Here is a 22,663-nt window from a genome sequence, read left to right as displayed (position 1 = left end):
TATTTTCAAAGGCTTTTCGAGGTTATCGACGAGGTTGTTTGCGTTGCCGCTTGCCCTGTCGATGTGGCGCATTATAGAGAGATTGATCGCGTTGGCAAGGCCCTCAATGCAATAAAACTGCAAAAATCGGCACTTTTTTAGTTATTCATAACCAACCACAGCTTTTGTACAAACTTATCCACAGAAATGCCGTAAAACGGCACTATTGGCATCATGAGTGCCCCACGTTTAGCCAGTGGAAGTGCCACTCCTTGCATGCCGCCCCTCCCGCTCATCTACCTATATAAAGAAGCGATCACGCCAGGCCCGCTTCTTTCACCCATGCTGCGATCAACTCGGCGGCCGGGAGGTCACGGCAACCCGATACATTCTGCCCCGCCCACAATGGCGAGAAGCCACTATCACCCTCCTTTTCAGCTGCCGCACGCAACGGTGCCAGCGCACTGCTGGCATGGGGGAAGTCAGGTGCCAGATCCGAGAGCGAGCCCAGATCCCGCATCAGCCGGTTGACTATCCCTCGGGCCGGGCGGCCGCTGAACACCTTGGTCAGGGCTGTGTGCTGGCTCTGGGCAGAATAAATCGCGGCGCGATGCAGGGCAGAGGTCGTCACCTCATGACAGCAGAGGAAGGCAGTTCCCATCTGGACGGCGCTGGCGCCCAACGCAAGGGCGGCCCCGATACCTTTGCCATCGACTATGCCACCGGCAGCGATGACGGGCAGCTCTACCGCCGCGACTATTTGTGGCAGCAAGGTAAAGGTACCTTGCTGCCAAGCGAGATCCTCATTGAGGAAATGGCCGCGATGGCCGCCTGCCTCCAGTCCCTGCGCTATGATGGCATCGGCGCCATGGCGGGCCAGCCACTTCGCTTCTGCTACCGTGGTCGCACTGGCAAACACTTTTGCTCCCGTGGCTTTCACCCGGGCCAGCAGGTCCGGTTCGGGCAGGCCGAAATGAAAGCTGACTACCGCGGGTTTGAACTCGGTCAGGATGGCGGCATGCTCGGCGTTGAACGGGGCACGCCCTGGCCCACTCGATGCAGCATCGGTACTCACACCGAACTCGGCATAAAAAGGCGCCAGCGCCTGTTGCCAGCGTGCAACCTGCTGGGGATCTGGATCCCCTTGCTGATGGCAGAAGAAGTTGATGTTGAATGGCCCCAGACCGCTGGCGGCAAGCCGAGCGAGCTCGCTTCGCAGGTCAGTCGAACTGAGCATGGCCGCCGGCAAGGAGCCCAGACAACCCGCACCGGTGACGGCCAGCGCCAGCGCACTGTTTTGCACTCCCGCCATGGGGGCCTGAACGATGGGATAACGCATCCCGAGCTCTGCAAACAGGTTCATGGCTATGTACCCCGCGTACAGTCCGAAACAGCAGCGACCTGGCTGCGCGCCAGCGCTATGGCGCCATCGATGGCGCCGCGGGCCTGCGGGCTGTTCTGCCAGCAGGTCGACCCCAGCATGCTGGCCACCAGCTGAACTATATGGGCTGTATCCGCCCCGGCCAGCTCGCTCAGTGTGTGGTAACCCAGCTGTTCGAGCCGCCCTATGACGGTGGGACCCACCCCTTTAACCCCTAGCAGCAAGCTTCGTTCCTGTGCCGAGAACTGTTTCATGTCGGTCATTGCCCAGACTCCTTTCCTATGGCGGTATTTGAACATCAGGCCCGCAAGGGGCCCGATGAAGATAGCGAGTGATCAGCGCACGCTGCGCAGCAGGAAGTCCGGCTGACCGCAGGATCGCAGTTCACGCTTTTGCATCTCGTCGGAACAGGTGACGGCATCCGTCCCCTCCTTGTTGATGCAGATGTAGACCTCCCGCAGGAAGCGACCGCCGTCGGCACAGGCAACCGTGATGTTGTCTGGCGCCAGCCAGTCGTTGGCACTGGCCAGATCCGCCTTGAGCTGGAAGCGGCTTTTGCGCAGAGGCTCGGCAGGGGACTGATACGCGGCCGGGATCTTCACCTTCTGACGCAGGTCGCTGGCAAGCTGATGATACTGGCGCTGGCTGAGGCCTGAGCAGGTACCGTGTTTCTCCCACTCATGGCGATAAAGAAAGCGGCTGGGGTAGAGCCCGGCAAACTGCTGCTCCATGTCAGGATCCAGCCGCTCGCGAGAACAGCTGCTCGGGTAGCCGCGCTGGTACTGGGGCCAGAGGCCGTGCAACACGAAGTCCAGCTGGCGGGAGCATTGATCCCGATCGGCCGGTTTGATGGCGCAATGCTCCGGCGACCAGGAGAGCGCCAGGGCGTAATAGTCAAACTCGCCCGCTTGCCCCTTGGCCTGTACGGCAGAAGAGTACAAAGGGGAGAGCAGCAGGGTGCCGAGCAGCACAACAATCTTCTTCATCTTGGGTTCCAGCGTTATATCAAAAGAGTGCCAACGCGGCAGCGCAGCCCCGTCGGCAGACGTCATGCTCCCATATTTTGAGAAGAGGGAACACCCCGGCAAGATGACAGCGCGCCCCTGGGGGTCAGACCAGTAAAGGGTTCCCCCTCCCGTTCCACAGGCGTAAGCTGACCCACCGGCAGGCCCTCATGCCTCGCCCTTTCCCCATCCCGATTTCATCTTCAACAGGATGCAACATGATCCGCAAGAATCCATCCGGCCACCTGCCGGTCATCGACGAGTCCGCCTATATCGACAAGACAGCCATCATCTGTGGCAAGGTGATCATCAAGGAAAACGTGTTTGTCGGCCCCTATGTGGTGATCCGCGCCGACGAGGTGGATGCCAATGGCGACATGGAGCCCATTGTCATCGGCGCCAACTCCAACATTCAGGACGGGGTGGTGATCCACTCCAAGTCCGGCGCTGCCGTCACCATAGGCGAGTACACCTCCATCGCCCACCGCAGCATAGTGCATGGCCCCTGCGAAGTCGGTAACCGGGTCTTCATCGGCTTCAACAGCGTGCTGTTCAACTGCCATATAGGTGAAGGTTCAGTGGTGCGCCACAACTCTGTGGTGGATGGCTGCGATCTGCCCCCCGGCTTCTATGTGCCCTCCACGACCCGCATCAACCAGCAGAGCGATCTGGCCGAGATCCCCAGAGTCACTGTGGATGCCACCGAGTTTTCCGAAGATGTGGCTCACACCAACATAGACCTGGTCAAAGGTTACAAGGCGCTCTCCAACGAGTTTTGAGGCCGACCCGGTTTCATGACACACAACGGGCGCCCAGGCGCCCGTTGTCACAACTGTAAAGGGGGTGAAAAGGGTGTGTAAAAGCGATTGAGCGCAGCATGGGTGTGGCGTTTGATGGGCCATATTCACCCGGATGGAGTCATCCCATGTCATGCAAAGCCCTCTTATTGCCCCTGCTGCTCGGCAGCCTGTTTGTGCACGCCAGCGACATACAGCCTCCCCTTCCCGATCGCCCCGGCGCTCATATGCCGCCACCCTCGGTACTCTATCAGGCCAGCAAGCAGAGCAAGGATCCCCAGGCGACTGCTCAGGAGCTGTTCAAGAACATCCCTGCCGCCGAGACAGACAAACGCTATGAGGTGATGATCAGTGTGCGGGAGTTGCCGCCGCAAGCCATCCGGGCCCAGCCCACCACTGCCCCGCTCAAGGGCCAATAAGATGAACAAGGATCGCTTCTGGCCGTGGGCGCTGGCGCTGTTCATCACCCTTCCTGCACTCGCGGGCCCGGGCGAGATGGGCAGACCGGGCGGCCCGCCGGGACGAGACATGCCACCTTCCGCCCTCCGCCATGGTCACTACGCAGGCCCCTGGTCAGCCCCAGCGCCGGGCCATCGCATCGACAGGCTGCCTAGCGGGGTGGAGACCATATTGCTGGCGGGGCTCACCTACTATGTGCTCGGCGGCATCTATTACCAGCAACAGGAGAGCCACTATGTGGTGGTCACGCCACCCACTCAGGCCATCTTGGTGCAAACGGAGACCCACCTCATCCCGCTGGATCTGGATGGTCGCCGCTACTACGTCAGAGACGGCCACTACTATCAGCGGGAGATTGACGGGCGCTACACGGAAGTCCCGCCTCCCGCCGCACTGCGGTAAGCAGCAACAAAACGGGCGCCAAGGCGCCCGGTTTTATGTGTGTCAGCGGATGATCATGAGCACTTTTTCAAACTGATATGCCAGTTGGCACCCGACTGCACCTGATGTTTGGCGGCGAAGCTGTCCATGTTGAGGGCGACCGAGACCTGCAACAAGCTGTTGAGGTAGACCAGCGGCTGGCCTTCCGGCACGTCGCCGAAGCTGCTGACATAAGGAGCCTTGCCGTCATACCTGACCACATCCCCTTCACTGATCTTGATACAGGCCTTGTCCCCCTTGTTGACCCCCACCTGGGTCAGCAGTGTCTCGTCGATATTGGTCCAGACGTTGCCGTACTGCACATCCAGGATCGGGATTGTGCCCTTGAGGGTGCCATCTTTCTCGGCCACAGCCGGCTGGTAAGGGATCTTCACCACTTCGGCGGGCAGCAGCGGGCCCACCTGCTCATAGCTGATGGCACCGGAGGCAAGCCGTGCGCCCGTATAGGCGTAAACATCGCGGCCGTGGAAGGTGTAAGACTTCTCGGATCCCTTGAGGCGGTTGGTTTTCTCATCGATCTGACGCACAGCGTCTATGCCGAAGTGCTCGGCCACTAGGGTCAGGGTGCCGTTATCCGGGGTGACTATGTAGTGGCCGCTCCTGGTCTTGAGCACCACAGAGTGGCGATCTGTGCCCACACCGGGATCTACCACGCTGACAAACACAGTGCCTTTGGGCCAATACTGCAGGGTCTGATAGAGGCGGTAAGCCCCTTCCCAGATGTTGTAAGCCGGTATTTCGTGGGTCAGATCATAGAGCGGCAGAGTGCGGTCCACACCGAAGGCAACCCCCTTCATGGCTGACACTGCGCCATCTTTGAGGCCAAAATCGGTCTGGATCACCAGTGCCTCGTTGGCGGCGGCGATGCCGCTGGCCAGCAGGAGGGCGAGTGCAAGGGCCCGGGGAGCGGTGCGAATATCCATATCAGAACTCCTGAATCGTGATAGATGAACAAGAACAGCCATTTAGACATCCAGAATGCCACCTATCATCAGCATTGCAAGCCGTTTCACCTGTATGGGGGGAACAGAAAAGCACTCGCCAGTCCATGCTGGCGGGTGTATGGATAGGCTTTGCCGTGACGGGATCACAGAGGAAACAACATGACCAGACCCTAAGCCCCCACCCTGGCGTTGAATCTGGGTGAACAGATCAGCAAGGTGCTGATCACCCAGGCCGACGGCATCACCATCACCTACAAGCTGGCATTTGGTCTCGACGCCATGACACCGGGGCCATTTCGCCAGGATCCGCCGACGGCGCACGAACTGGAACGGGCCATCATGGTGGTGGAGGATGCGCTCATGCCGCTGGCGGCCCGCATTCCGGCCCACGAGCTGGTGACGCTGTACAGCCCGGTCCCGCTGGCTGGCGAGCTCGGCAGCCATGAGCTGAGCCGGGAGAGCATAGAGCAGCTGTTCGGCCAGTTTGCCGCCATGGTGGAAGGGGACCCGCTGGCGGCGGCCCACTTGCCCAAGGGACGGCACTTTGCCGCCGTGTTGTTGATCCTGCGGGAATGGATGCACCACCTGGATGCCAAACGGGTAGTCGTGGCGGAGTAAGTGCTGGCGGATAACTGGCTCAGGCCGCGGCTCGCTCGAAGCGGGTTCGCGACACACCCCAGGCCAGCCCAAGACTGATCAGAACAGAGCCGAGGGCGAGTACATCCACCGCTGCCAGCAGGCCGACGCTGTCGCTCACCCAGCCCAGCAGCACAGGTACCCAGTTGGCCACATAGGCGATCACATAGAAGAGCGACACCAGCCGGGCGTGGCTGGCGCTGGGGGCAATGCGATTGACCAAAGTCGCGCTGCCGACAAAGGCGGCGCCCTGGGCATAACCGGACACCAACAGCCCGAACCCTGCCAGCCACAACGACTGATAGTGAACGGCGCCGGTAAACAGCAGCACGCTGAGCGCCAGGGCAAGGCAGCCGCTCTGCAGTGTGTGGCGGGCATCGAGGCGGCGAGCCCATAGCTGGCACAGGCCGGAGAACACCAGATAGGCGGCGATGAGATAGCCGAACAGGCCGAGATCCCGCATCCCCAGCAACTGGCTCGCCACCTTGGGGCCGATTGCCAGCAGACTGGCCGCCACCGCCCAGGCGGTAAACAGAGCCAGGGCGCAGAGGAAGAACGCCGCCCCCGTGGCTTTGAGCCCCTCCCCCAAGGAGCCCCTGCCCTGCCCCGATGCCACTGGCGGCTGCGCTCGTGCGCTGGCGGGCCAGCTCAGCACAACGCCGACCATGGCGCAGGTCGCCAGCCCCATGATGAGCAGGAAGGGCAGTTGAGTCGGATAAAAGTCCAGTTGCAGCGCCAAGCCGCTGAATACCGGGCCAAGCGCCAGCCCGGCGGTGAAAGAGAGGGTCGCACTGAGCGCCGCCCGCTTGCCGCCATCCCGGGGACCGAAGCGCAGCAAGGCCACATTGGCGGCGCCGGTCAGCGCCCCCGTGCCAATGCCGGCCAAGACCCGCGCCAGCAGCAGCGACCAGAACGAATCGGCCAGAGAGAAGAGCAGGGCTCCCCCCAACACCGCCAGCAGCGCAGGCAATATCATGGCACGCAGGTCTGTCACCCGGCCCGCCAGATTGCCCACTCCGAACAGCGAGATCAGCACGCCAGCCGCATAGCCACCATAAATCAGGGTGAGGCTCACATCGCTCAACGCCAGCATCTGCTGATAGTGGGGATAGAGCGGCGTAGGCACGCTGCTGTTGAGCAGCGCCGACATCAGGGCCAGCGGCAGAAACAGCAGAATGGCGCCATGGGCAGCGCCCGACTGGCAGGGCCCGGGGGTAGACAAGGGTGATGACATGCACGGCTCCGATGGGCACGGGGCCAAACCCCGCTGGTGAGAGGCGGCCATGATAGCGCCCGCACAGCGCCGCCGACAGCAGCACAAATGCATCATGCGGCTTCAATAATGCATGCGTTCGGCATCTATTTGCACGCACACCAGGGCACACTTGGCTTGTGATCCCGCCTGTGCTGGCTTCTAATGGGCTCGCCCCAGCGGGGGGAACTTGAGTGGGAGGCTCGATGATCAACTGGGATGACGCGCGTTTTTTTCTGGCATTGGCAAGACAGGGCACACTGCGCGGCGCGGCCGGGGTGCTGGGGGTCGATCAGGCTACCGTCGGGCGACGCATCACGGCGCTGGAGCAGAACCTGGGCTCCAAACTCTTTATCCGCACACCAAAACTCTATGATCTGAGCCCGCTCGGCGAAACCATGCTGGCCGATGCCAGCGCCATGGAGCAGGCCATCCAGGCCATAGAGCGCAAGGCAAGCGCCGGAGATCAGAGCCTGTGCGGCGAGGTACGCATCGCCACCACCGACACCCTGGCACAGGCCTTCGTGCTGCCCGCCCTCACCCTGCTGCGAGAGCGCCATCCCGGCATTCGTCTCAGCCTGCAGACGGCGGTCAACGTCAGTGATATCGCCTGTCTCGAAGCCGATCTCGCCATTCGGGGCCTGCGCCCCGACAACGACGAGCTGGTGATCAAGCGCCTCACCACCATAGAGATGGGGCTCTACGCCTCTCACGACTATCTGGCCAGACACGGCACGCCCAAGTGCGGCCTGGGCCTGAGCCAGCACGCCCTGCTGCTGTTTGCAAAAGAGCTGGTCTCCCGCCACTGGCACAGCCTGTGCGGGGAGCCGCTGCACGAGCCGAACGTGGTGCTGCAGTGCAATGCCCAGCTGCTGTTGTTGGCGGCGGCCCGTCAGGGGCTGGGGATAGCGCTGCTCTCCACCTTTCTGGCAGACAAAGAAACCGAGCTGGTACGGGTGCTGCCCGCCCTCAGCGATCCGGTCGATATCTGGCTGGTGCTCCACCCCGACCTGCAGAAGGCCAGCCGGGTGCGCGCCGTGGTGGATGCGCTGGAAGAGGTGTTTCACTGCCGTTAACCAGCACAGGGAGTTGCTCGCCATGGCGCAGCTCCCGAGCCCGAGCAGGGGATATGGCGAGGGATAGAGCCCAGTCCCCTCCCCGCCTTCTGCCCATGCCCCCGCTTCTGTTACCATGCCGGCCACTACGATTGTTTCCATCTTGGCCCTGGCCACGATAACCCCACACTGGTGCCCCTATGTCCATTGCCTCCTTTGCCGAACTGGCCCTCTCCCCCCGTCTGCAGCAGACTCTGACCGAGCTCGGTTATGCTGCGCCGACCCCCATTCAGGCCCGCGCCATCCCCGTCATTCTGGCGGGGCGGGATCTGATGGCGGGGGCCCAGACCGGCACCGGCAAGACCGCCGCCTTCGTGCTGCCGCTGCTGGAGCAACTGATGCAACACCCGGCGAACGACACCGCCCGCCCCATCCGCGCCTTGGTGCTGGTGCCGACCCGCGAGCTGGCGGTGCAGGTCTTTGATAGCGTGGTGCGCTACGGGCAAGGTACGGGTCTCACCAGCGCCCTGGTCTACGGCGGGGTCAGCATTGCAGCGCAGGTCGATGCTCTGAAAGCCGGGGTGGATCTGCTGATCGCTACCCCGGGTCGACTGCTCGATCATCTGCGCCAGGGGGCCTTGAGCCTTGATAACCTCAGCCATCTGGTGTTTGACGAGGCGGACAGGATGCTCGACATGGGCTTTATGGACGAGATCAAGGCACTGCTGAAACAGATACCTGCGGATCGCCAGACCCTGCTCTTTTCGGCCACCTGCGATGACAACCTCTATGCCTTGAGCAGTGTGTTGCTGCGCGACCCGGAGTTGATCGAAGTGGCACCGCGCAACACAACGGCGGCCGAGGTGGAGCAGCGGGTCTATGCGGTGGATGGCGAGCGCAAGCTGGCGTTGGTGGAGCACCTGATCAAGGTGAAGGGCTGGGCACCGGTGCTGATCTTCAGCCGCACCCGGCAGGGGGCCGACAAGCTGGCCCAGCAGCTTGGCAAGGCGGGCATCAATGCGCTGGCTTTCCATGGCGATCTGTCGCAAGGCGCGCGGGAAAAGGTGCTGCTGGCGTTTCGCGCCGGCACCCTGCAGGCGCTGGTCGCCACCGACGTGGCTGCCCGCGGCCTCGATATCTTGGATCTCAACTATGTGATTAACCTTGAGTTCCCCTTTGTGGCCGAAGATTACGTCCACCGTATCGGTCGTACCGGCCGCGCAGGCAACAAGGGGCTGGCCATCACGCTATTTAGCCCGGAAGATGCCCCGCTCTTGGAGAAGGTGGAAGCGGTACTCGACACCCGATTGCCCCAGCAGTGGTTCCCGGGCTTCGAACCCGACCTCACCCGCTTCGAACCCGAGCCGCGCCGCAACGGCAAGGCCGCCCAGAAACAGAGAGCCAGAAAGCAGGCCCTCGGCGGCAACAAGAGTGGCAAGGGCCAGCGTTAAGCCGCCTCAACGCCGCCCATAAAAAACGCCCGCATGGGCGTTTTTTGTTATCCGACAAGGGCCAGCGCTATGCTTGGTGACTTGGCACCTAGCGGGTCGCCAGTACCAGTGGCAGGGAACGCAAAATCTGCCGCTCCGCCAGGGTGGAGAGAATAAACATCGCCATATAACCGAGACCGAGTGCCACGATAATGGCCACCACATTGGTGGTGAAGCGGGCTACCAGATAGTAGGCCGCCACCAGCGCCACTATGCCCGCCAGCCGGATCAGCAGGCTTTGGGTAAAGTGGCCATGGGCCTTGATATAGGCGAGCTGATAGCCGTTGAGCATCATGAAGATGAAGAAGATGGAGAAATGGAACAGCACGGGCACGGCGCCCACATAGTCGACGGGGAACAGCAGCAACACCAGTGGCTTGCCCGCCAGCAGCATCAGCACAAAGAACACCAGACTGACGATGGCGGAGAGACGGAAGATCCAGCGGCGAATAAGCCTTATCTGGCGGTGATCGCCGTTGCGCAGATTGACCGCCAGCTCCGGCAGCACGAAGCGGTAGATGGGGAAGACAAACAGCAGCGTCATATAGGTGAAGATGGGGCGCACCACCACCTGGAAATCCCCCAGCTCGTCGATGCTGAAGTGGCGTATGGTGAGCAGCACGGTAATGTAAATCATCAGGATACTGGCCCCCGCCTCCAGCGAGGCGGTAAAGCTCTTCTTCACATAGCTGCGCATCTCGGGGCCGAGTTCGACTTTGGCGAGCGGTCGGGTAGCGATGTCCCGGCGGCGATAGAGATACATATAGAGGGCAATGCCCAGCGACGAGAGCGTCAGCCCGTAGAAGAGCGACGAGAGTGCATCCATCCCCAGCCCGAAGTAGCAGGCCATAAACATCAGGGCGTTGGCGAGCGGCTCCAGCCAGGTGACCTTGTTGGAAATGTCATACATGCGGTACATGGCCACCAGATTGGTGAAGTAGACCTTGAGCCCCAGCCCGAAGATGATCCCCACCAGTTGCAGGTACTCCACCCGGATATGGAGCCCGTGCTTTATATAGGGGATCACAATCCCCCAAGTGAGCAGCACAATACCGATGAGGAAGTAGCGGAAGATATTGATGATGTCTCTGTCGTTTTTGGTCTGGGAGTAGCTCACCACCATGGAGGAGCGAAAGCCGGTCATCAGGATGAGCGACAGGGAGATCAAATCCACCACGCTGTTGAACAGCGCCAGGTCCCCCTTGGCCACCCACTGCGCCAGCCACACCTTGAAGGCGAAACCAATGATGATACTGGCGAGCGAGGCCCACATGCCGGTGATAAAGGCCTGCTTCAGCCGCTCGAGGGATTTATATTGCATAACAGTCACTTGTTGCTGCCTGGCCAGAGAGAAATCCATCTTATGAAAGCGCACCCGGCTTGAACAGCCTTAATGCCGGGGGCAAGCTGCCGACCGGCAAGACTCGGAAATCAGCCACAGAAAATCCGGTGCGCTGAAAACAGGAAAACGCCCGTTCGGGCGTTTTCTCTGGCTGGCACCCTTCAAGGGTGCGCCGCTTCTTGTGATCTCTGCGCCCTGGCTCTTTATGCCTGCGGGGCGGCCTTGATCAGCGTCTCGTAGTGATCGATAAGCTCTGGGCCGTGCAGCGGCGAGTCGTGACCGCCAACCACAATCTTGATGGGCAGCTTCATCGCCTTGAGTCGCTCCAGCGTCTGCGGATACGCCTTCACATCGGCAAAGCTCAGGTTGCCCAGCTTCTCCTTGAGGATGCAGTTGCCGTAGAGCACCTGCTGGTCGGGGAAGTAGACAAAAATACCGTCCGGCGTGTGAGCCGGGCCCGCGTAGAAGGCGCGCAGCTTGCCCTCTTGCAGGGTGAAGTCGCCATCGTGTACCACGTTCGGCAGCACCAGCGGCAAGTCCGGGTACTCCGGCAGCCCCTTGCGGGTAAAGGCGACGATCTCGGCCCAGTCGCTCTTCATCAGCTCCCGAGTCTGGCGGGTCGATACCACCTTGGCACCGATGGACTTCCAGTAGGCGTTTCCCCCTGCCCTGTCCGTGTGGTAGTTGGTGTTGATCACCTCCAGCACAGGCTTGTTGCTGACCCGTTTGATCAGCTTGTGCAGCTCGCGGGCGGTATCCGGCGTCCAGGTCGCCCCCACTACCGTCACCCCCTTGGCCCCGAAATAGACCATGGAGTTCTCTTTGACGTAGTAGTTATCCTCTACGACATACACTGGGCCGCTCACCTGAGTGAGGGAGATCGCCGCCGCATGCACGCTGCCGCCCCAGAAACTCGCCACCAGCACCACAGCTCCGGCCAGCCCGCACTGTATCCAACCTTTCATCATCTTGCTCCCTCGATACAAGCGCCCCTCGTCACCCCTGTGACAAGCCGGGCCCTTTACGCAGTGGGCAGAAGATACGGGGGATTTGTGAGGGGAAAATGGGGTTGTGTGAAGAGAAGGTGAAGTCTGGGGGACGTCGGAGGGGGTGTCGTCACCAATCCCGCAAGACACGATATAGCAGGCCAGCCCCAAACCACGTAGGGACGATTAGCGCAGCGTAATCGTCCGCATACCGCCGCGCACCGAGTTACGGCAAGACCGACAGTAAACTCTGGATACCAGCGGCTTCTCGGCCACCTTTCGCGATCGTCCGAATACGCTTCGCTATTCGAACCTACGGCCCTTTTCTCGATCGTCAGAATCCGCTTCTCTAATCTACTGCCCTGCATCATTCCTGCATTATAATCCCCTTCATTAAACAATTTTTGTAACTCTAAAGGCGATATATGTTTCAACATTTGAGAGATCATAATAAGTACTTGTATCACTACACTAGTACTCACACAGCTATAAATTACATTTTAGAAGACAGAACACTAATGTTTAACTCCCTACGAGGAACCAATGACCCCAAGGAGTCAAAAAACTGGAAATTTGATTTCCATATTTTAGAACATATATCGCCTTCTCATGATGAATTAATTGAGTTATGGCAAGAAATATCAAACGAAATAAAAACAAAATGTAAGGTTCTTTGTTTTACCAAAGACATGCCACATTTAGGAAAAGATTTTTTGAATGATATATATCTTAGGGGCTTTGCAAAGCCAAGAATGTGGGCTCAATATGGGAACAATCATAAAGGCGCCTGTCTAATATTCGATAGGCAACGCATTGAAACTCTTTTAAAAGAACAATATAGCTCTATAGCAGATTTATATGCAAGTGACATTAAATACAAAAACACTTTATTGAAAGGGGATATATTTAAGAGCCCTTACACTTTGAACTATCCACTGCTAAAAGAGATTGGAATCAAAGAATATGTTCGTCAACACATCGACGAATACAACAATGAACTGATTTTTGAAAAATCTTTGGATTGGCGAGATGAAAATGAATTCCGCTATTTAATGTATATTGACTCTACTGAAAACCAGTTCCTTAAATTTGGCAACGCTTTAAGCGGCATCGTTTTTGGCACTGATACCACTGAGGAAGATCAACGTTCAGTATTCCAAGTCACATTTAAAGATGGGATTCAGTTCGAGCAAATCAGTTATTCTAATTCTACACCTTGGCTTTCGCATAAGGATTTTCGCGTTTATAATCGAAAATAAGATGCCATACAAATATCGAGATCTCAATTATTGTAAAGCCGGCTCAAACGTCCATTAGCTATGGATAACAACCAAATGCACTGTCAAGCAGAAGCTGCTGGATAAAATTCGTATATCACCGTCATTTAGATGAATGTAGTGGGACGGTAAACATCCCGAATTTTTCGCCAATTAGTCAATCGCCAAAGTATGGTTAGTTCTCGAGTCGCCCTGCACTAAAAATAAAAACCCACCCGCAATGCGGGTGGGTTTTTATTATCACCGGACAACCCAGGCTCTTTAACTCCAAATGGCAATCACCCCAACGGCGGTGTCCGCGGCGGCACCATACGCTTGCTGCCGGTGGACTCGAAGGCCGAGGCAACGCACAGCAAGTTATTGTCGTCATAGGCGCGACCGGCGAAGGTCAGCCCCACCGGCATACCGATATCTGCCATGACCCCCATGGGGACGGTAACGGTCGGCACGCCGAGATGGCGGATGGCGAGGTTGCCGTTGGCGACCCAGATGCCGTTGCTCCAGGCGATATCGGCGGAGGCCGGATTCACATCCGCATCCGCCGGGCCGACGTCGGCGACTGTGGGGAAGAGCACTGCGTCGAGTTTGAGCTCGTCCATCCAGTCTTCCAGATCCAGCTTGCGGGTCTTCTCCAGACCGTGCAGGCCGTCCGGCACGGAGGCAATCTCGTCAAAACGCTTGAGGCCGCGCTTGGCCATATTGACGTACTCGTCCATGCCGGCCGCCAGATCCCCCTCTCGGTTCGGCAAGGTGCCCGGATCGTGGGGGAAGATCTGGGGGCCATCAACATCCGCCAGCTTATTAAGCTTGGGATCGCCGTTGGCGCGCAGGAAGTCGTCGAACGCCCAGCCGGAGAGCTCCCACAGCTCGTCGCTGAGAAACTCCGGACTCACGATGCCGCGATTAAACACGGTCGTCGCGCCGGGTCTGTCCCCTTCGCAGTTGGAGACCAGCGGGAAGTCTACTTCGACAACGATCGCGCCTGCGGCTTCCAGCGCCTTGCGTGCTTCTTCCCACAGGGCGATCACCGACGGACGGGTATGGATCCGCTGGCCGGTCGGGCCACCGATGCCGGGGTTATCGCTGGTGCCGGCCAGTTCATCCTTGTTTATAAACATGCGCGGCACGCCGAGGCGCTTGCCCTTGAGGGCATCAGGCTTGGCTGCCAGCTCAAGATAAGAAGCCGGACGCACATCTGAGGCCTTGGGGATCTTGACCCAGGGCTGCATGCGCCACAGATCGCCACGGGTCTCGGCATCGTCAGCCACCACCACATCGAGCACTTCCAGCAGATCGGCCATGGTGCGGGCGTAGGGCACCACCACGTCCATGGTCGGGGTCAGCGGCCAGTTGCCGCGCACCGAGATGACGCCACGGGATGGTGTGTAGGCACACAAGCCGTTGTTGGAGGCCGGGCCACGGCCGCTCGACCAGGTCTCTTCCGCCAGACCAAAGGCACAGAAGCTGGCGGCGGTGGCGGTACCGGCACCGTTGGAGGAGCCGGAGGCAAACGGCGCTGTCAGGTAGTCGGCGTTGTAGGGGCTCTCGGCACGGCCGTAGACGCCGCGCTGCATGCCGCCATTGGCCATCGGCGGCATATTGGTTTTGCCAAGGCAGATGGCACCGGCGGCGCGCAGGCGTTCAACGGTAAAGGCATCGCGCTGGGCCACCAGATCCTTGAAGGCCGGGCTGCCGGAGGCGGCGGTCAGCCCCTTGACCAGATAGCTGTCTTTGGCGGTGTAGGGGATGCCGTCTAGCGGGCTCAGGGTTTCGCCACGGGCGCGGCGGGCATCAGAATCTTGCGCCTCTTTCAGCGCGTCGGGGTTGTGTACCACGACGGCGTTGAGTTTGGTGTCAGTCTCGGGGCCATTGTAGGCTTTGATCCGGGCCAGATAGGCCTTGACCAGTTCGACCGCTGTGGTGCGGCCTGATTCGAGCGCACCGCGCAGCTCGGCAATGGAAACCTCTGTCACTTCGATCATTTGGATCTCCTGTAAAAGGGTGACTTTTTGTAATGATGGTCGCCGCATCAGCGCCTTAGACCATCACGCAAGCAAGAGATAAAACCCCACGGCGTGGGGTTTTGAATACCAACCTCGGCTGGCGTAAACCGGTTTACGACCCGTCGCGAGAGGCCGTCAGCAAGGTGAAGAGCCGCGCAGGAACCGGAGCGTATAAACATACGTGAGCCCTCGGTTTCACATAAGCAAGCAGCACATGAGCCTTGATCACGACCTCGCAGCAGGAGCGTCACCCGGTTCTTATTTGCCAGAAGGGATCTGCTGAGTAATGCAGTGAATATTGCCACCGCCCAGCAGGATCTCGCGAGCCGGTACGCCGACGACTTTATGCTGCGGGAAAATCTCTTCCAGAATGCGCTGGGCTTCGCCATCGGTGGCGGCATCCAGCAGCGGATAGACGATGCGATCGTTGGTGATGAGGAAGTTCACATAGGAACCGGCCAGACGACCTTGTGCTTCGCGCGGCACACCGGTACCGCTCTCGACACCGGCAGACTCCTCTTCAGTGCAGTAGAGTGGGCCCGGCTGGGGCAGCTTCCACACTTTCAGCTTGCGGCCCTTGGCATCCACCGCCGCTTCCAGCACCTTGAGGGCGGCCAGGGAGCGGGCGTACTGGGGATCGTTCTCATCGTCAGTCCAGTGCAGGGCCACTTCACCCGGACGCACAAAGCAGCACATGTTGTCGATGTGGCCGTCGGTTTCGTCCATGTAGACGCCTTCGTTCAACCAGATAAAGCTCTTCACGCCCAGATAGTCGCGTAAGTGCGCTTCGATCTGCTCCTTAGTCAGGTGCGGGTTGCGGTTTTCGTTGAGCAGGCACTCGGCTGTGGTCATGCAGGTGCCTTCGCCATCGACGTGGATGGAGCCCCCTTCCAGAATGAGCGGCGCGTCGTAGCGATCCATGCCGTGCTGTTCCAGCATCTGGGCCGCCACTTTTTCATCCTGATCCCAGGGATAGTAGAGCCCGCCCTTGTGGCCGCCCCAGGCGTTGAAGCCCCAATCCACGCCACGGCACTCGCCAGCAGCGTTGGTGACTATGGTCGGGCCTGTGTCGCGGGCCCAGCAGTCATCGCTGGCCATTTCGACCAGGGTCACGTGAGCGGGCATGATGGCGCGGGCCTGCTCCATAAACTGGGCGGGCACGCCCATAAAGACAGGAGTGGCCTGCCCTATGGCATCGGCTACCTTGGCGAAGGTGGCTTGCGCGAAGCGACCGGCCTCACGCCAGTTGTCCGGGCGAAACGGCCAGATCATCCAGACGGCCTGCTGGTGTGCCCACTCGGCGGGCATGGTGAAACCGTCAGCAGCAGGGGTGGAGTCAATAGTCTTGATGCTCATCGCAATATCCTTGCGGGCCTCACTGGGCCGGTAAGAGGGGAAACGGGCGGTCGATCGCCCCGGCAGCGTGCCGGACGGCCCACCAGTTGGTCATCGGCTGCGCAACCGCCTGGCGCACCCGGGAAAAAATGAGTGTGGCCGCAGTGTAAGAAGTTGCGCTCACATCCATCAAATGAATAGGATGGATTGTCCCATAAACAAGGCAAATAATCCCTCCATGAAACTGCACCAGCTCGACCTCAATCTGCTGCTCGCCTTTGACGCCCTGATGACACAGGGCAGCGTCACCCGCGCCGCCGAAGCGCTGTTTATCAGTCAGCCCGCCATGAGCCACGCCCTCGGCCGGCTGCGCACCTTTTTTGGCGACCCGCTGCTGGTCCGAACCCCGCAAGGCATGCTGCCCACCCCCCGCGCCCAGCGACTGCATTTGGGGGTACAGCAGGCGCTGCGGCTGCTGGAGCAACAGCTGAGCGACGAGGAGGTGTTCGAACCGAGCCAGTCCAAACGGCGCTTCGTGCTCTGCACCACTGACTATGTGGAGTGCGTGCTGATCCCGCCGCTTATGCAGCGCCTCAAGAAGCTGGCACCCGGCGTCACCATAGAGATCCGCATACTGCGCGACACGCTGCCGGAAGCTGAGCTGGCGAGCGGCGAGATCGATCTGGTGCTGGGGTTTGACGAATACATGCAGGTGCCGAGGTATCTGGGCAAGGAGACCTGGCTCACCGAGCCCCTGGCCGGTCTGGTGCGCGCCACCCTGGAGCTGGAGGAGGAGCGGATCACCTTGCAGCAGCTTATCGAGATGCCCCATGTGTTCCACTCGCCGCTGGGCACCTCGGAGGCGAGTCTGGATCGCTACCTCAGCACCCTGGGTCACAGCCGCACCATCTCGGTCAACAGCCAGAGCTATATGTCGGCAGCGACCATCGTCAGCCAGAGCGACCACCTGCTGGTGCTGCCCAGCATGGTGGCCGAACTGCTCGCCAACCACTGGCCGCTGAAAAGCCTGCCCCTGCCTGCGGATGTACCGGATTACCACCTCAACTGCGTCTGGCACCCGGTGCATGCACAGCAACCCGCACTGATATGGCTGAAAGACCTGATGAAGGAACTGGTGAGCCCGCCATAAACAGCAGGCGTGCAAATGATGTTGGTGAGATTGGCGTAGCGGGAAGGGGTTGAACGGGCGCCTGGCAGGCGGTGGGAAGCAAGTAATTCGAGGAGAAGCAGCCCGTGTTTGACGTGAGGCAACTCGATGCGCCATCTGGGCGCTTGTGATAAGGCCCGCTGCCCAGAGGTGGGCAGCGGGCCTGGAAGTGCATCACAGCAGTGGCGTACTGGCTGACAATGGGGCCTAGTTGCGACCGATAAAGAGGTCGGTCACGTGACAGCTGCTTCTGGCTTCCAGCGCATCCAGCATATAGGCGGCCGCATCTTCCGGTGTCATGAAACCGCTCGGGTCGACGTGATCCGTGTTGTCCCAGAATTCGCTGCGGATCCCGCTCGGATAGAGGTTCACCAGTCGCAATGGAGAATCCTTGAGCTCGGCACGCAAGGACTCCAGAAAGCCGCGCATGCCCCACTTGGAAGCACAGTAGAGACTCTCGTTGGCCTTGCCTACCTGAGCAGCGGAGGAGAGCACATTGGCCAGCACGCCGCCCCTCTCGCCGATGAGACGTACCGTCTGCTGGGCCACCAGTATGGTGGAGACCAGATTGCTCTCCATCACCCGGCGGATCTGCTCGGCGGTGTAGACACCAACCGGGCCGAACTCGCCGGTGCCGGCACAGTGCAGCACCAGCTCCGGCAGACCACCCCATTCCACGGCAGCGGCAAACGCCACATCCACGTCTTCGTGGTGCGCCAGATCGGCGACTATGCCGATCACGGCGCTCCCGAGCAGCAGTTCCTGCTGCTGCAGTCGCTGATAACGACGCCCCATCATGGAGACTTGATGGCCCCGTTCAACCAGTCCTATGGTCAGGGCTCGGCCCAGACCGGACCCGGCCCCCGTCACTATGATGTGACCCATTATCAGCTCCTGTCAGTCAGATCAGAATGTGAATTCGCCGCCGATGAACCAGCCATCTACACGCTGATCAACGCGATCGAAGTCCATGCTCGCATCACGCCAGCCGGCACGGACCTTGAGAGGTACGGCAGCGAACTTGTAGGAGCCACCCAGACGGTAGTCATAGTTGTCGGCATCCTGCACGCGGGCATCGCCAAAGGCGGCAAAGCCGGTACCCGGAATGCGCACTTCAGCACCTGTGTAAGCCATCAGCACATCCTTGTCATAGGAGTAGTGCTGGGTGTTGAAATCGCCATCGTAACGACGACCGGTCAGGCCCAGATCGATCTGGAACAGGTCGTTGTTGAACAGGCGATAGTAGAGGCTCAGGTCGTAGGCCGTCAGATCGTTGTTGAGGGCACCACCGCTGGTACCGAAATCGGAGATCTCGAACTTGGCGTTGGGCAGCAGAATGATACCGTGCTCCAGTTGCAGGTAGCCGCTCCAGTTGTAGTTCTCGTCATAGCTGCCGTTGGCCCCGATACCGTCAATCTGGCCGCTGCCCTGAGCATTCCATACATCGGCACCGGCAGCGATACGCCAGTCATCAGCGGCCATGGCAGCCTGGCTGAACAGGGCCAGCACACAACCGGCAATCAAGGTCTTCTTCATCATTTCACTCTCTTATGGACTGGAAAGGCCATCATTTTACCCAGTGTGGCGGGAATACACAGTGCAAAAAGCTGAACAAGCGTCCATTAATGTCAGTGCTGCATCCCTGCCATGGGTTCAATCGGCTTCACTGGCAGGCTCAATTCCAGCGTCTGGCCATCATCCATGGTCAGGGTCAGCGGGAAAGGAGTGCCTTGTGACAACTCGCGTACCTCGAACAACATCACATGAAAGCTGCCGGGTTTCAGTGCCACTTCCCCCTTGGCCGGGATCGCTATGCTCTCGACCTGGCGCATTCTCATGACGCCATTTTCATGCAGATGGGTGTGCAGCTCGGCGCGCCCCACCTCGGGCGAGGCCGCGGCCACCAGCTTCACCGGCTTGTCGGCGTCATTTTTCAGCACCAGAAAAGCCGCGGTATTGGGGGATCCCGGAGGCAACAGCCGCACATAACCATCGACGGCTTCGACCTTGGCCAGGGCCGGTGCGGCAAGACCGAGCACCAGCAGGGAGTAAAACGCACGTTTAAACATGGTTGAAATCCTTTTATGATGTTATTAAACGCCGTGAAGCTTACCGCAGCAGTAATCTTTTGGCAGCCTGTGATAACAAGGATTTAGACATGGACCCCATTATCGTTGCCGAGCAGCAGGATGGCTTGCTCACCCTGACCTTCAATCGCCCCGACAAGCGCAATGCCCTCAATACCGACATGTATCGTGCGCTCACTCAGGCACTGCGGCAAGCGACACAAGATGACGCCGTACACGTGTTGCTGATACAGGGACAAAGCGATTGCTTCACCGCCGGCAATGACCTGGCCGATTTTATGGGCAAATCCAGCCTGGATGCCGATGACCCCATACTGCAGTTCCTGCACACACTGGCGGATTTTCCCAAGCCCGTCATCGCCGCCGTCGGTGGCCCTGCCGTCGGGATCGGCACCACCTTGCTGCTGCACTGCGATCTTGTCTATCTGGGGGATAATGCCCGGCTGCAACTGCCGTTCGTCGAACTGGGGCTGGTGCCGGAGTTTGCCTCCAGCCTGCTGCTGCCCCGCGCCGTGGGTCATCTGAAGGCGGCGGAACTCTTGCTGCTGGCCGAGGCCATCGATGCTGATGAAGCACTGCGCCTGGGTCTGGCCAACCGGGTAGTTGCCGCCGACGAGCTGCTGGCACTGGCTCGGGATCAGGGATTGAAGCTGGCGGCCAAGCCGCCCAAGGCGCTGCAAAAGAGCAAGGCACTGCTCAAACAGGAACTGAAACAGGCGGTGCACTTCGTCATCGATCTGGAGGCGCGCGCCTTCTCCCTCGCCTTGCAGGGGGAAGAGGCGCAACACAGGATCGCGCAAAGGCTCAAACCCAGGGCCTGATCCTCAGTTCAGACGAAACCGGCCTATCAGCTCGCAGCCCTGTACCTTGTCCTGCAGCTGGATCAGTCGGGCGATCTCGGGATTGGGGTGGCGCTTGAGGAAGGAGATGAGCGCCGCCTGGCAGCAACCCAGCTCGCTGACAAGGGACTCGCACTCCCGGTTCGGGCACTGGGGCACCAGTGCCGTCACCAGCTCGGAGGCAAGTTTAAGGTAGCGCAGCTCATAGGCAGGCTCTTCCATGGCGCGCCAGAAATCCGCCAGTCGATGGCAAGTTGCCACCCGCATGCTGGCCAGCTCATCCAGATCATCGCTGGCCAGTTCGTACACTTCGGCAAGGGCTTGCTGATAGAGGCAAATGGCCGCACCCAGCGCCCCCGCGCCCAGTGCGTTTTCCGCCTCCAGCATGTAACGCTGCCAGATATGATGGGTCATGCTGATCTCCCGAGTCTATGGGTGGGATCCTTATCATGCCCAGTTGAGAATGAATATCAACCGGACCTTTTGTGCAGGATTTAACCAGCAAGGCGTTCAACCGGTTGGCATCGCCCTTCTCATGTCTTACCATCCGGTCCCATCATCTGGCCTCCACTGTCAGGATCCCCTTTTCATGTTGCGACCCCGTTTACCCCAGGTGCTGGGCTGCTCGACACTGTGCGTGCCCCGCCTGCTGGTCTGGATCTATTAGCTGCGCTCCTCGCGCCATTTATCCCTTTATCCATTGAACGAGGAACACAGCCATGAAGCACTGCCAACACTGGTCGCAGGTCGAGTACCTGCATCTGACGGTGACCAATCCCAACATCCGCCTCAAGGGGCAGCACAGCTACTACTCGGGGGCCTGGGACGGTCCTTTTGAAGAGGAGGCCGTGCGCTATCTGCACGGTGACAGCTGGAGCCTATCACCCGACACCGGCTGGGAGCCGCTCTGGCACATAGACAGGCTCCATATCGGCGACTATGTGCAAATCGCCGCGGGCGTGAAGATCATCATGGGAGGCAACCACACTCACAACCCGGCGTTTATCAGCACCTATCCGTTTGCCGATCTGGATGCCCTCAAGCGCAGCTACCGCCCCGCCGGCGATACCCGTATCGGCAACGATGTCTGGATCGGGATGGACGCCATGATAATGCCGGGGGTCACTATCGGGGATGGCGCCATTATCGCCGCCCGCAGCCTGGTGACACAGGACGTGCCACCTTACTGCATGGTGGCGGGTACGCCCGCCAGGGTGATCCGCCAGCGCTTTGCTGTGCAAGAAACAACACGGCTGCAAGCGCTGGCCTGGTGGGACTGGCCGGATGAGCAGGTGCAAGCCCTGCTGCCGCTGATCCAGCAAGGAGAGGTGGCGCTGCTGGAACAGGCCGCCGCTCGCTGGCGCTCAGCCGAACAGGAGTAAAAACACGAGTAAGGGGCGCCCGGGCACCCCTTACTCGACCTGCTGTTCCCCTGATTCAGCTGCCGCTGCGTGACTGGTTGACCCGACACTGCTTGCCGGGATAACCGGGCAGATCACTGGCCTTGCTGCTGCACGCCAGCCGTTTGGCCTGATTGAGGCGTTCCATCAAGCTGGCGCCATCGACCGGTAGCCAGTTCAGCTGCTGGCCGAGCCAGCTGGCCCAGGCAAACTCGACAAAATAGACCTGATCCCGCTTCTCGAAATAGCCCGCATCCTGCAGCATGCCCGCCACAGTCCGGTAGGGGTAATCGGGCAAGTCGCCGATATGGGCAGGCAACTGCTCCGGTGTCAGGGGGGACCCCTTCTCATCCTTGAGCCAGGCCCAGTGATTGCCCTGCATCTGGCTCCAGAAGCTGGACTTGTCCTGCAGCCGCGCTATCACCTTGACCCTGGCCTGCTTCACCCCCAGTTGCCACAGCGCCTTGGTGAGGTGATGCCTGTCCACCAGCCAGTAGCCGCCATCCGGTGCTATGACGATGGGGATCTCTTTCTTTTTCATCACTTTATCAAGCCGCTTAGCGCTCTTGCCCGCCAGTTCTGCCTGAGTATTGTCGACCTGGATCTGGCCAACACCGCCCTGGGTTGGATGCAACTGATCTATGTTCACCTCGCACCAGCTGCCGACCTGAGTCTCGCGCTCACAAGGCGCCAGCGCCCAGGCGCCCTGACTGATGGCCAAGGCCAGCAGGATCCATGCTCTCATCGTTCACTCCTCTTCCCCTGATCGCAGATCAGCGGGTCAAATA

General features: G+C 59.9%; 24 protein-coding genes. 10 read left to right on the top strand and 14 right to left on the bottom strand.

The window, feature by feature from the left end; genetic code table 11:
- Window positions 1-295: 295 nt before the first annotated feature.
- From OKC28_RS06305 to OKC28_RS06295, 3 genes are all read right to left on the bottom strand, one after another.
- Window positions 296-1,342: an NAD(P)H-dependent flavin oxidoreductase gene (locus OKC28_RS06305; RefSeq protein ID WP_270688222.1), complete on the bottom strand. Its 1,047-nt coding sequence runs from the start codon at window positions 1,340-1,342 to the stop codon at window positions 296-298.
- Between the two features lie 2 nt (window positions 1,343-1,344).
- A complete protein-coding gene (locus OKC28_RS06300; RefSeq protein WP_270688220.1) occupies window positions 1,345-1,623 on the bottom strand; it encodes a helix-hairpin-helix domain-containing protein in 279 nt (92 codons plus the stop codon).
- A 72-nt stretch (window positions 1,624-1,695) separates the two neighbouring features.
- The gene (locus OKC28_RS06295; RefSeq protein WP_170946553.1) at window positions 1,696-2,346 is read right to left on the bottom strand and encodes a ribonuclease T2 family protein; all 651 of its coding nucleotides are present in this window, start codon (window positions 2,344-2,346) and stop codon (window positions 1,696-1,698) included.
- A gap of 236 nt (window positions 2,347-2,582) precedes the next feature.
- Here OKC28_RS06295 and OKC28_RS06290 point away from each other — a divergent pair, with 236 nt between their 5' ends.
- From OKC28_RS06290 to OKC28_RS06280, 3 genes are all read left to right on the top strand, one after another.
- Window positions 2,583-3,143: a gamma carbonic anhydrase family protein gene (locus OKC28_RS06290; RefSeq protein WP_005320532.1), complete on the top strand. Its 561-nt coding sequence runs from the start codon at window positions 2,583-2,585 to the stop codon at window positions 3,141-3,143.
- Between the two features lie 146 nt (window positions 3,144-3,289).
- Window positions 3,290-3,580: a hypothetical protein gene (locus tag OKC28_RS06285; protein ID WP_270688216.1), complete on the top strand. Its 291-nt coding sequence runs from the start codon at window positions 3,290-3,292 to the stop codon at window positions 3,578-3,580.
- 1 nt (window position 3,581) lies between these two features.
- The gene (locus OKC28_RS06280) at window positions 3,582-4,022 is read left to right on the top strand and encodes a DUF6515 family protein (RefSeq protein WP_270688214.1); all 441 of its coding nucleotides are present in this window, start codon (window positions 3,582-3,584) and stop codon (window positions 4,020-4,022) included.
- A gap of 53 nt (window positions 4,023-4,075) precedes the next feature.
- Here OKC28_RS06280 and OKC28_RS06275 read toward each other — a convergent pair whose 3' ends face one another.
- A complete protein-coding gene (locus tag OKC28_RS06275; RefSeq protein WP_270688212.1) occupies window positions 4,076-4,984 on the bottom strand; it encodes an SAM hydrolase/SAM-dependent halogenase family protein in 909 nt (302 codons plus the stop codon).
- A gap of 204 nt (window positions 4,985-5,188) precedes the next feature.
- Here OKC28_RS06275 and OKC28_RS06270 point away from each other — a divergent pair, with 204 nt between their 5' ends.
- Window positions 5,189-5,623 carry a hypothetical protein gene (locus tag OKC28_RS06270; RefSeq protein ID WP_270688234.1) on the top strand — a complete coding sequence of 145 codons (435 nt, stop codon included), beginning with the start codon at window positions 5,189-5,191 and terminating at the stop codon, window positions 5,621-5,623.
- Between the two features lie 19 nt (window positions 5,624-5,642).
- Here the strand turns inward: OKC28_RS06270 and OKC28_RS06265 are convergent, their stop codons facing one another.
- Window positions 5,643-6,875, bottom strand: a complete 1,233-nt coding sequence (locus OKC28_RS06265; protein ID WP_270688211.1) for an MFS transporter — start codon at window positions 6,873-6,875, stop codon at window positions 5,643-5,645.
- A 224-nt stretch (window positions 6,876-7,099) separates the two neighbouring features.
- On the opposite strand from OKC28_RS06265, the gene OKC28_RS06260 reads away from it, so the two are divergent.
- The gene (locus OKC28_RS06260) at window positions 7,100-7,969 is read left to right on the top strand and encodes a LysR family transcriptional regulator (protein WP_058395302.1); all 870 of its coding nucleotides are present in this window, start codon (window positions 7,100-7,102) and stop codon (window positions 7,967-7,969) included.
- A gap of 179 nt (window positions 7,970-8,148) precedes the next feature.
- Window positions 8,149-9,399: a DEAD/DEAH box helicase gene (locus tag OKC28_RS06255; RefSeq protein WP_270688208.1), complete on the top strand. Its 1,251-nt coding sequence runs from the start codon at window positions 8,149-8,151 to the stop codon at window positions 9,397-9,399.
- An 88-nt stretch (window positions 9,400-9,487) separates the two neighbouring features.
- Here the strand turns inward: OKC28_RS06255 and OKC28_RS06250 are convergent, their stop codons facing one another.
- Entirely contained in the window at window positions 9,488-10,759 is a 1,272-nt protein-coding gene (locus tag OKC28_RS06250; protein ID WP_270688206.1) for a hypothetical protein, read from the bottom strand.
- A gap of 224 nt (window positions 10,760-10,983) precedes the next feature.
- A complete protein-coding gene (gene cphA / locus OKC28_RS06245) occupies window positions 10,984-11,748 on the bottom strand; it encodes a CphA family subclass B2 metallo-beta-lactamase (RefSeq protein WP_442865743.1) in 765 nt (254 codons plus the stop codon).
- A 536-nt stretch (window positions 11,749-12,284) separates the two neighbouring features.
- Between cphA and OKC28_RS06240 the strand changes: the two genes are divergently transcribed.
- Window positions 12,285-13,025, top strand: a complete 741-nt coding sequence (locus OKC28_RS06240) for a DUF2971 domain-containing protein (RefSeq protein ID WP_270688202.1) — start codon at window positions 12,285-12,287, stop codon at window positions 13,023-13,025.
- A 296-nt stretch (window positions 13,026-13,321) separates the two neighbouring features.
- Here the strand turns inward: OKC28_RS06240 and OKC28_RS06235 are convergent, their stop codons facing one another.
- Window positions 13,322-15,025: an amidase gene (locus OKC28_RS06235; RefSeq protein ID WP_270688200.1), complete on the bottom strand. Its 1,704-nt coding sequence runs from the start codon at window positions 15,023-15,025 to the stop codon at window positions 13,322-13,324.
- 279 nt (window positions 15,026-15,304) lie between these two features.
- Complete coding sequence (gene aguA / locus OKC28_RS06230) at window positions 15,305-16,402, bottom strand: agmatine deiminase (protein ID WP_270688198.1); 1,098 nt, start codon at window positions 16,400-16,402, stop codon at window positions 15,305-15,307.
- 217 nt (window positions 16,403-16,619) lie between these two features.
- Here aguA and OKC28_RS06225 point away from each other — a divergent pair, with 217 nt between their 5' ends.
- Entirely contained in the window at window positions 16,620-17,531 is a 912-nt protein-coding gene (locus tag OKC28_RS06225) for a LysR family transcriptional regulator (protein WP_058395309.1), read from the top strand.
- Window positions 17,532-17,756: 225 nt separating this feature from the next.
- Here OKC28_RS06225 and OKC28_RS06220 read toward each other — a convergent pair whose 3' ends face one another.
- The 3 genes from OKC28_RS06220 to OKC28_RS06210 all read right to left on the bottom strand — a co-directional run bounded on the left by OKC28_RS06220 (window position 17,757) and on the right by OKC28_RS06210 (window position 19,618).
- A complete protein-coding gene (locus OKC28_RS06220) occupies window positions 17,757-18,434 on the bottom strand; it encodes an SDR family oxidoreductase (RefSeq protein WP_005320501.1) in 678 nt (225 codons plus the stop codon).
- Between the two features lie 21 nt (window positions 18,435-18,455).
- Window positions 18,456-19,085, bottom strand: a complete 630-nt coding sequence (locus OKC28_RS06215; protein ID WP_096118869.1) for a TIGR04219 family outer membrane beta-barrel protein — start codon at window positions 19,083-19,085, stop codon at window positions 18,456-18,458.
- 92 nt (window positions 19,086-19,177) lie between these two features.
- Window positions 19,178-19,618, bottom strand: a complete 441-nt coding sequence (locus tag OKC28_RS06210) for a copper chaperone PCu(A)C (protein WP_270688195.1) — start codon at window positions 19,616-19,618, stop codon at window positions 19,178-19,180.
- Window positions 19,619-19,707: 89 nt separating this feature from the next.
- On the opposite strand from OKC28_RS06210, the gene OKC28_RS06205 reads away from it, so the two are divergent.
- A complete protein-coding gene (locus OKC28_RS06205; RefSeq protein ID WP_059169410.1) occupies window positions 19,708-20,457 on the top strand; it encodes an enoyl-CoA hydratase-related protein in 750 nt (249 codons plus the stop codon).
- Between the two features lie 3 nt (window positions 20,458-20,460).
- On the opposite strand, the gene OKC28_RS06200 is transcribed toward OKC28_RS06205, so the two are convergent.
- Window positions 20,461-20,889 (bottom strand): DUF2753 family protein, encoded by a 429-nt coding sequence (locus tag OKC28_RS06200; RefSeq protein WP_005320494.1) that lies wholly within the window; start codon window positions 20,887-20,889, stop codon window positions 20,461-20,463.
- A 305-nt stretch (window positions 20,890-21,194) separates the two neighbouring features.
- Between OKC28_RS06200 and OKC28_RS06195 the strand changes: the two genes are divergently transcribed.
- A complete protein-coding gene (locus OKC28_RS06195; protein WP_270688192.1) occupies window positions 21,195-21,857 on the top strand; it encodes a CatB-related O-acetyltransferase in 663 nt (220 codons plus the stop codon).
- Window positions 21,858-21,912: 55 nt separating this feature from the next.
- Here the strand turns inward: OKC28_RS06195 and OKC28_RS06190 are convergent, their stop codons facing one another.
- Complete coding sequence (locus tag OKC28_RS06190; RefSeq protein ID WP_270688190.1) at window positions 21,913-22,620, bottom strand: ParB-like protein; 708 nt, start codon at window positions 22,618-22,620, stop codon at window positions 21,913-21,915.
- Window positions 22,621-22,663 lie beyond the last annotated feature (43 nt).

It is taken from the genome of Aeromonas sp. D3 (genome assembly GCF_027705025.1).
Lineage (GTDB): Bacteria > Pseudomonadota > Gammaproteobacteria > Enterobacterales > Aeromonadaceae > Aeromonas > Aeromonas salmonicida.
This window is presented reverse-complemented; position numbering and strand designations above follow the sequence as displayed.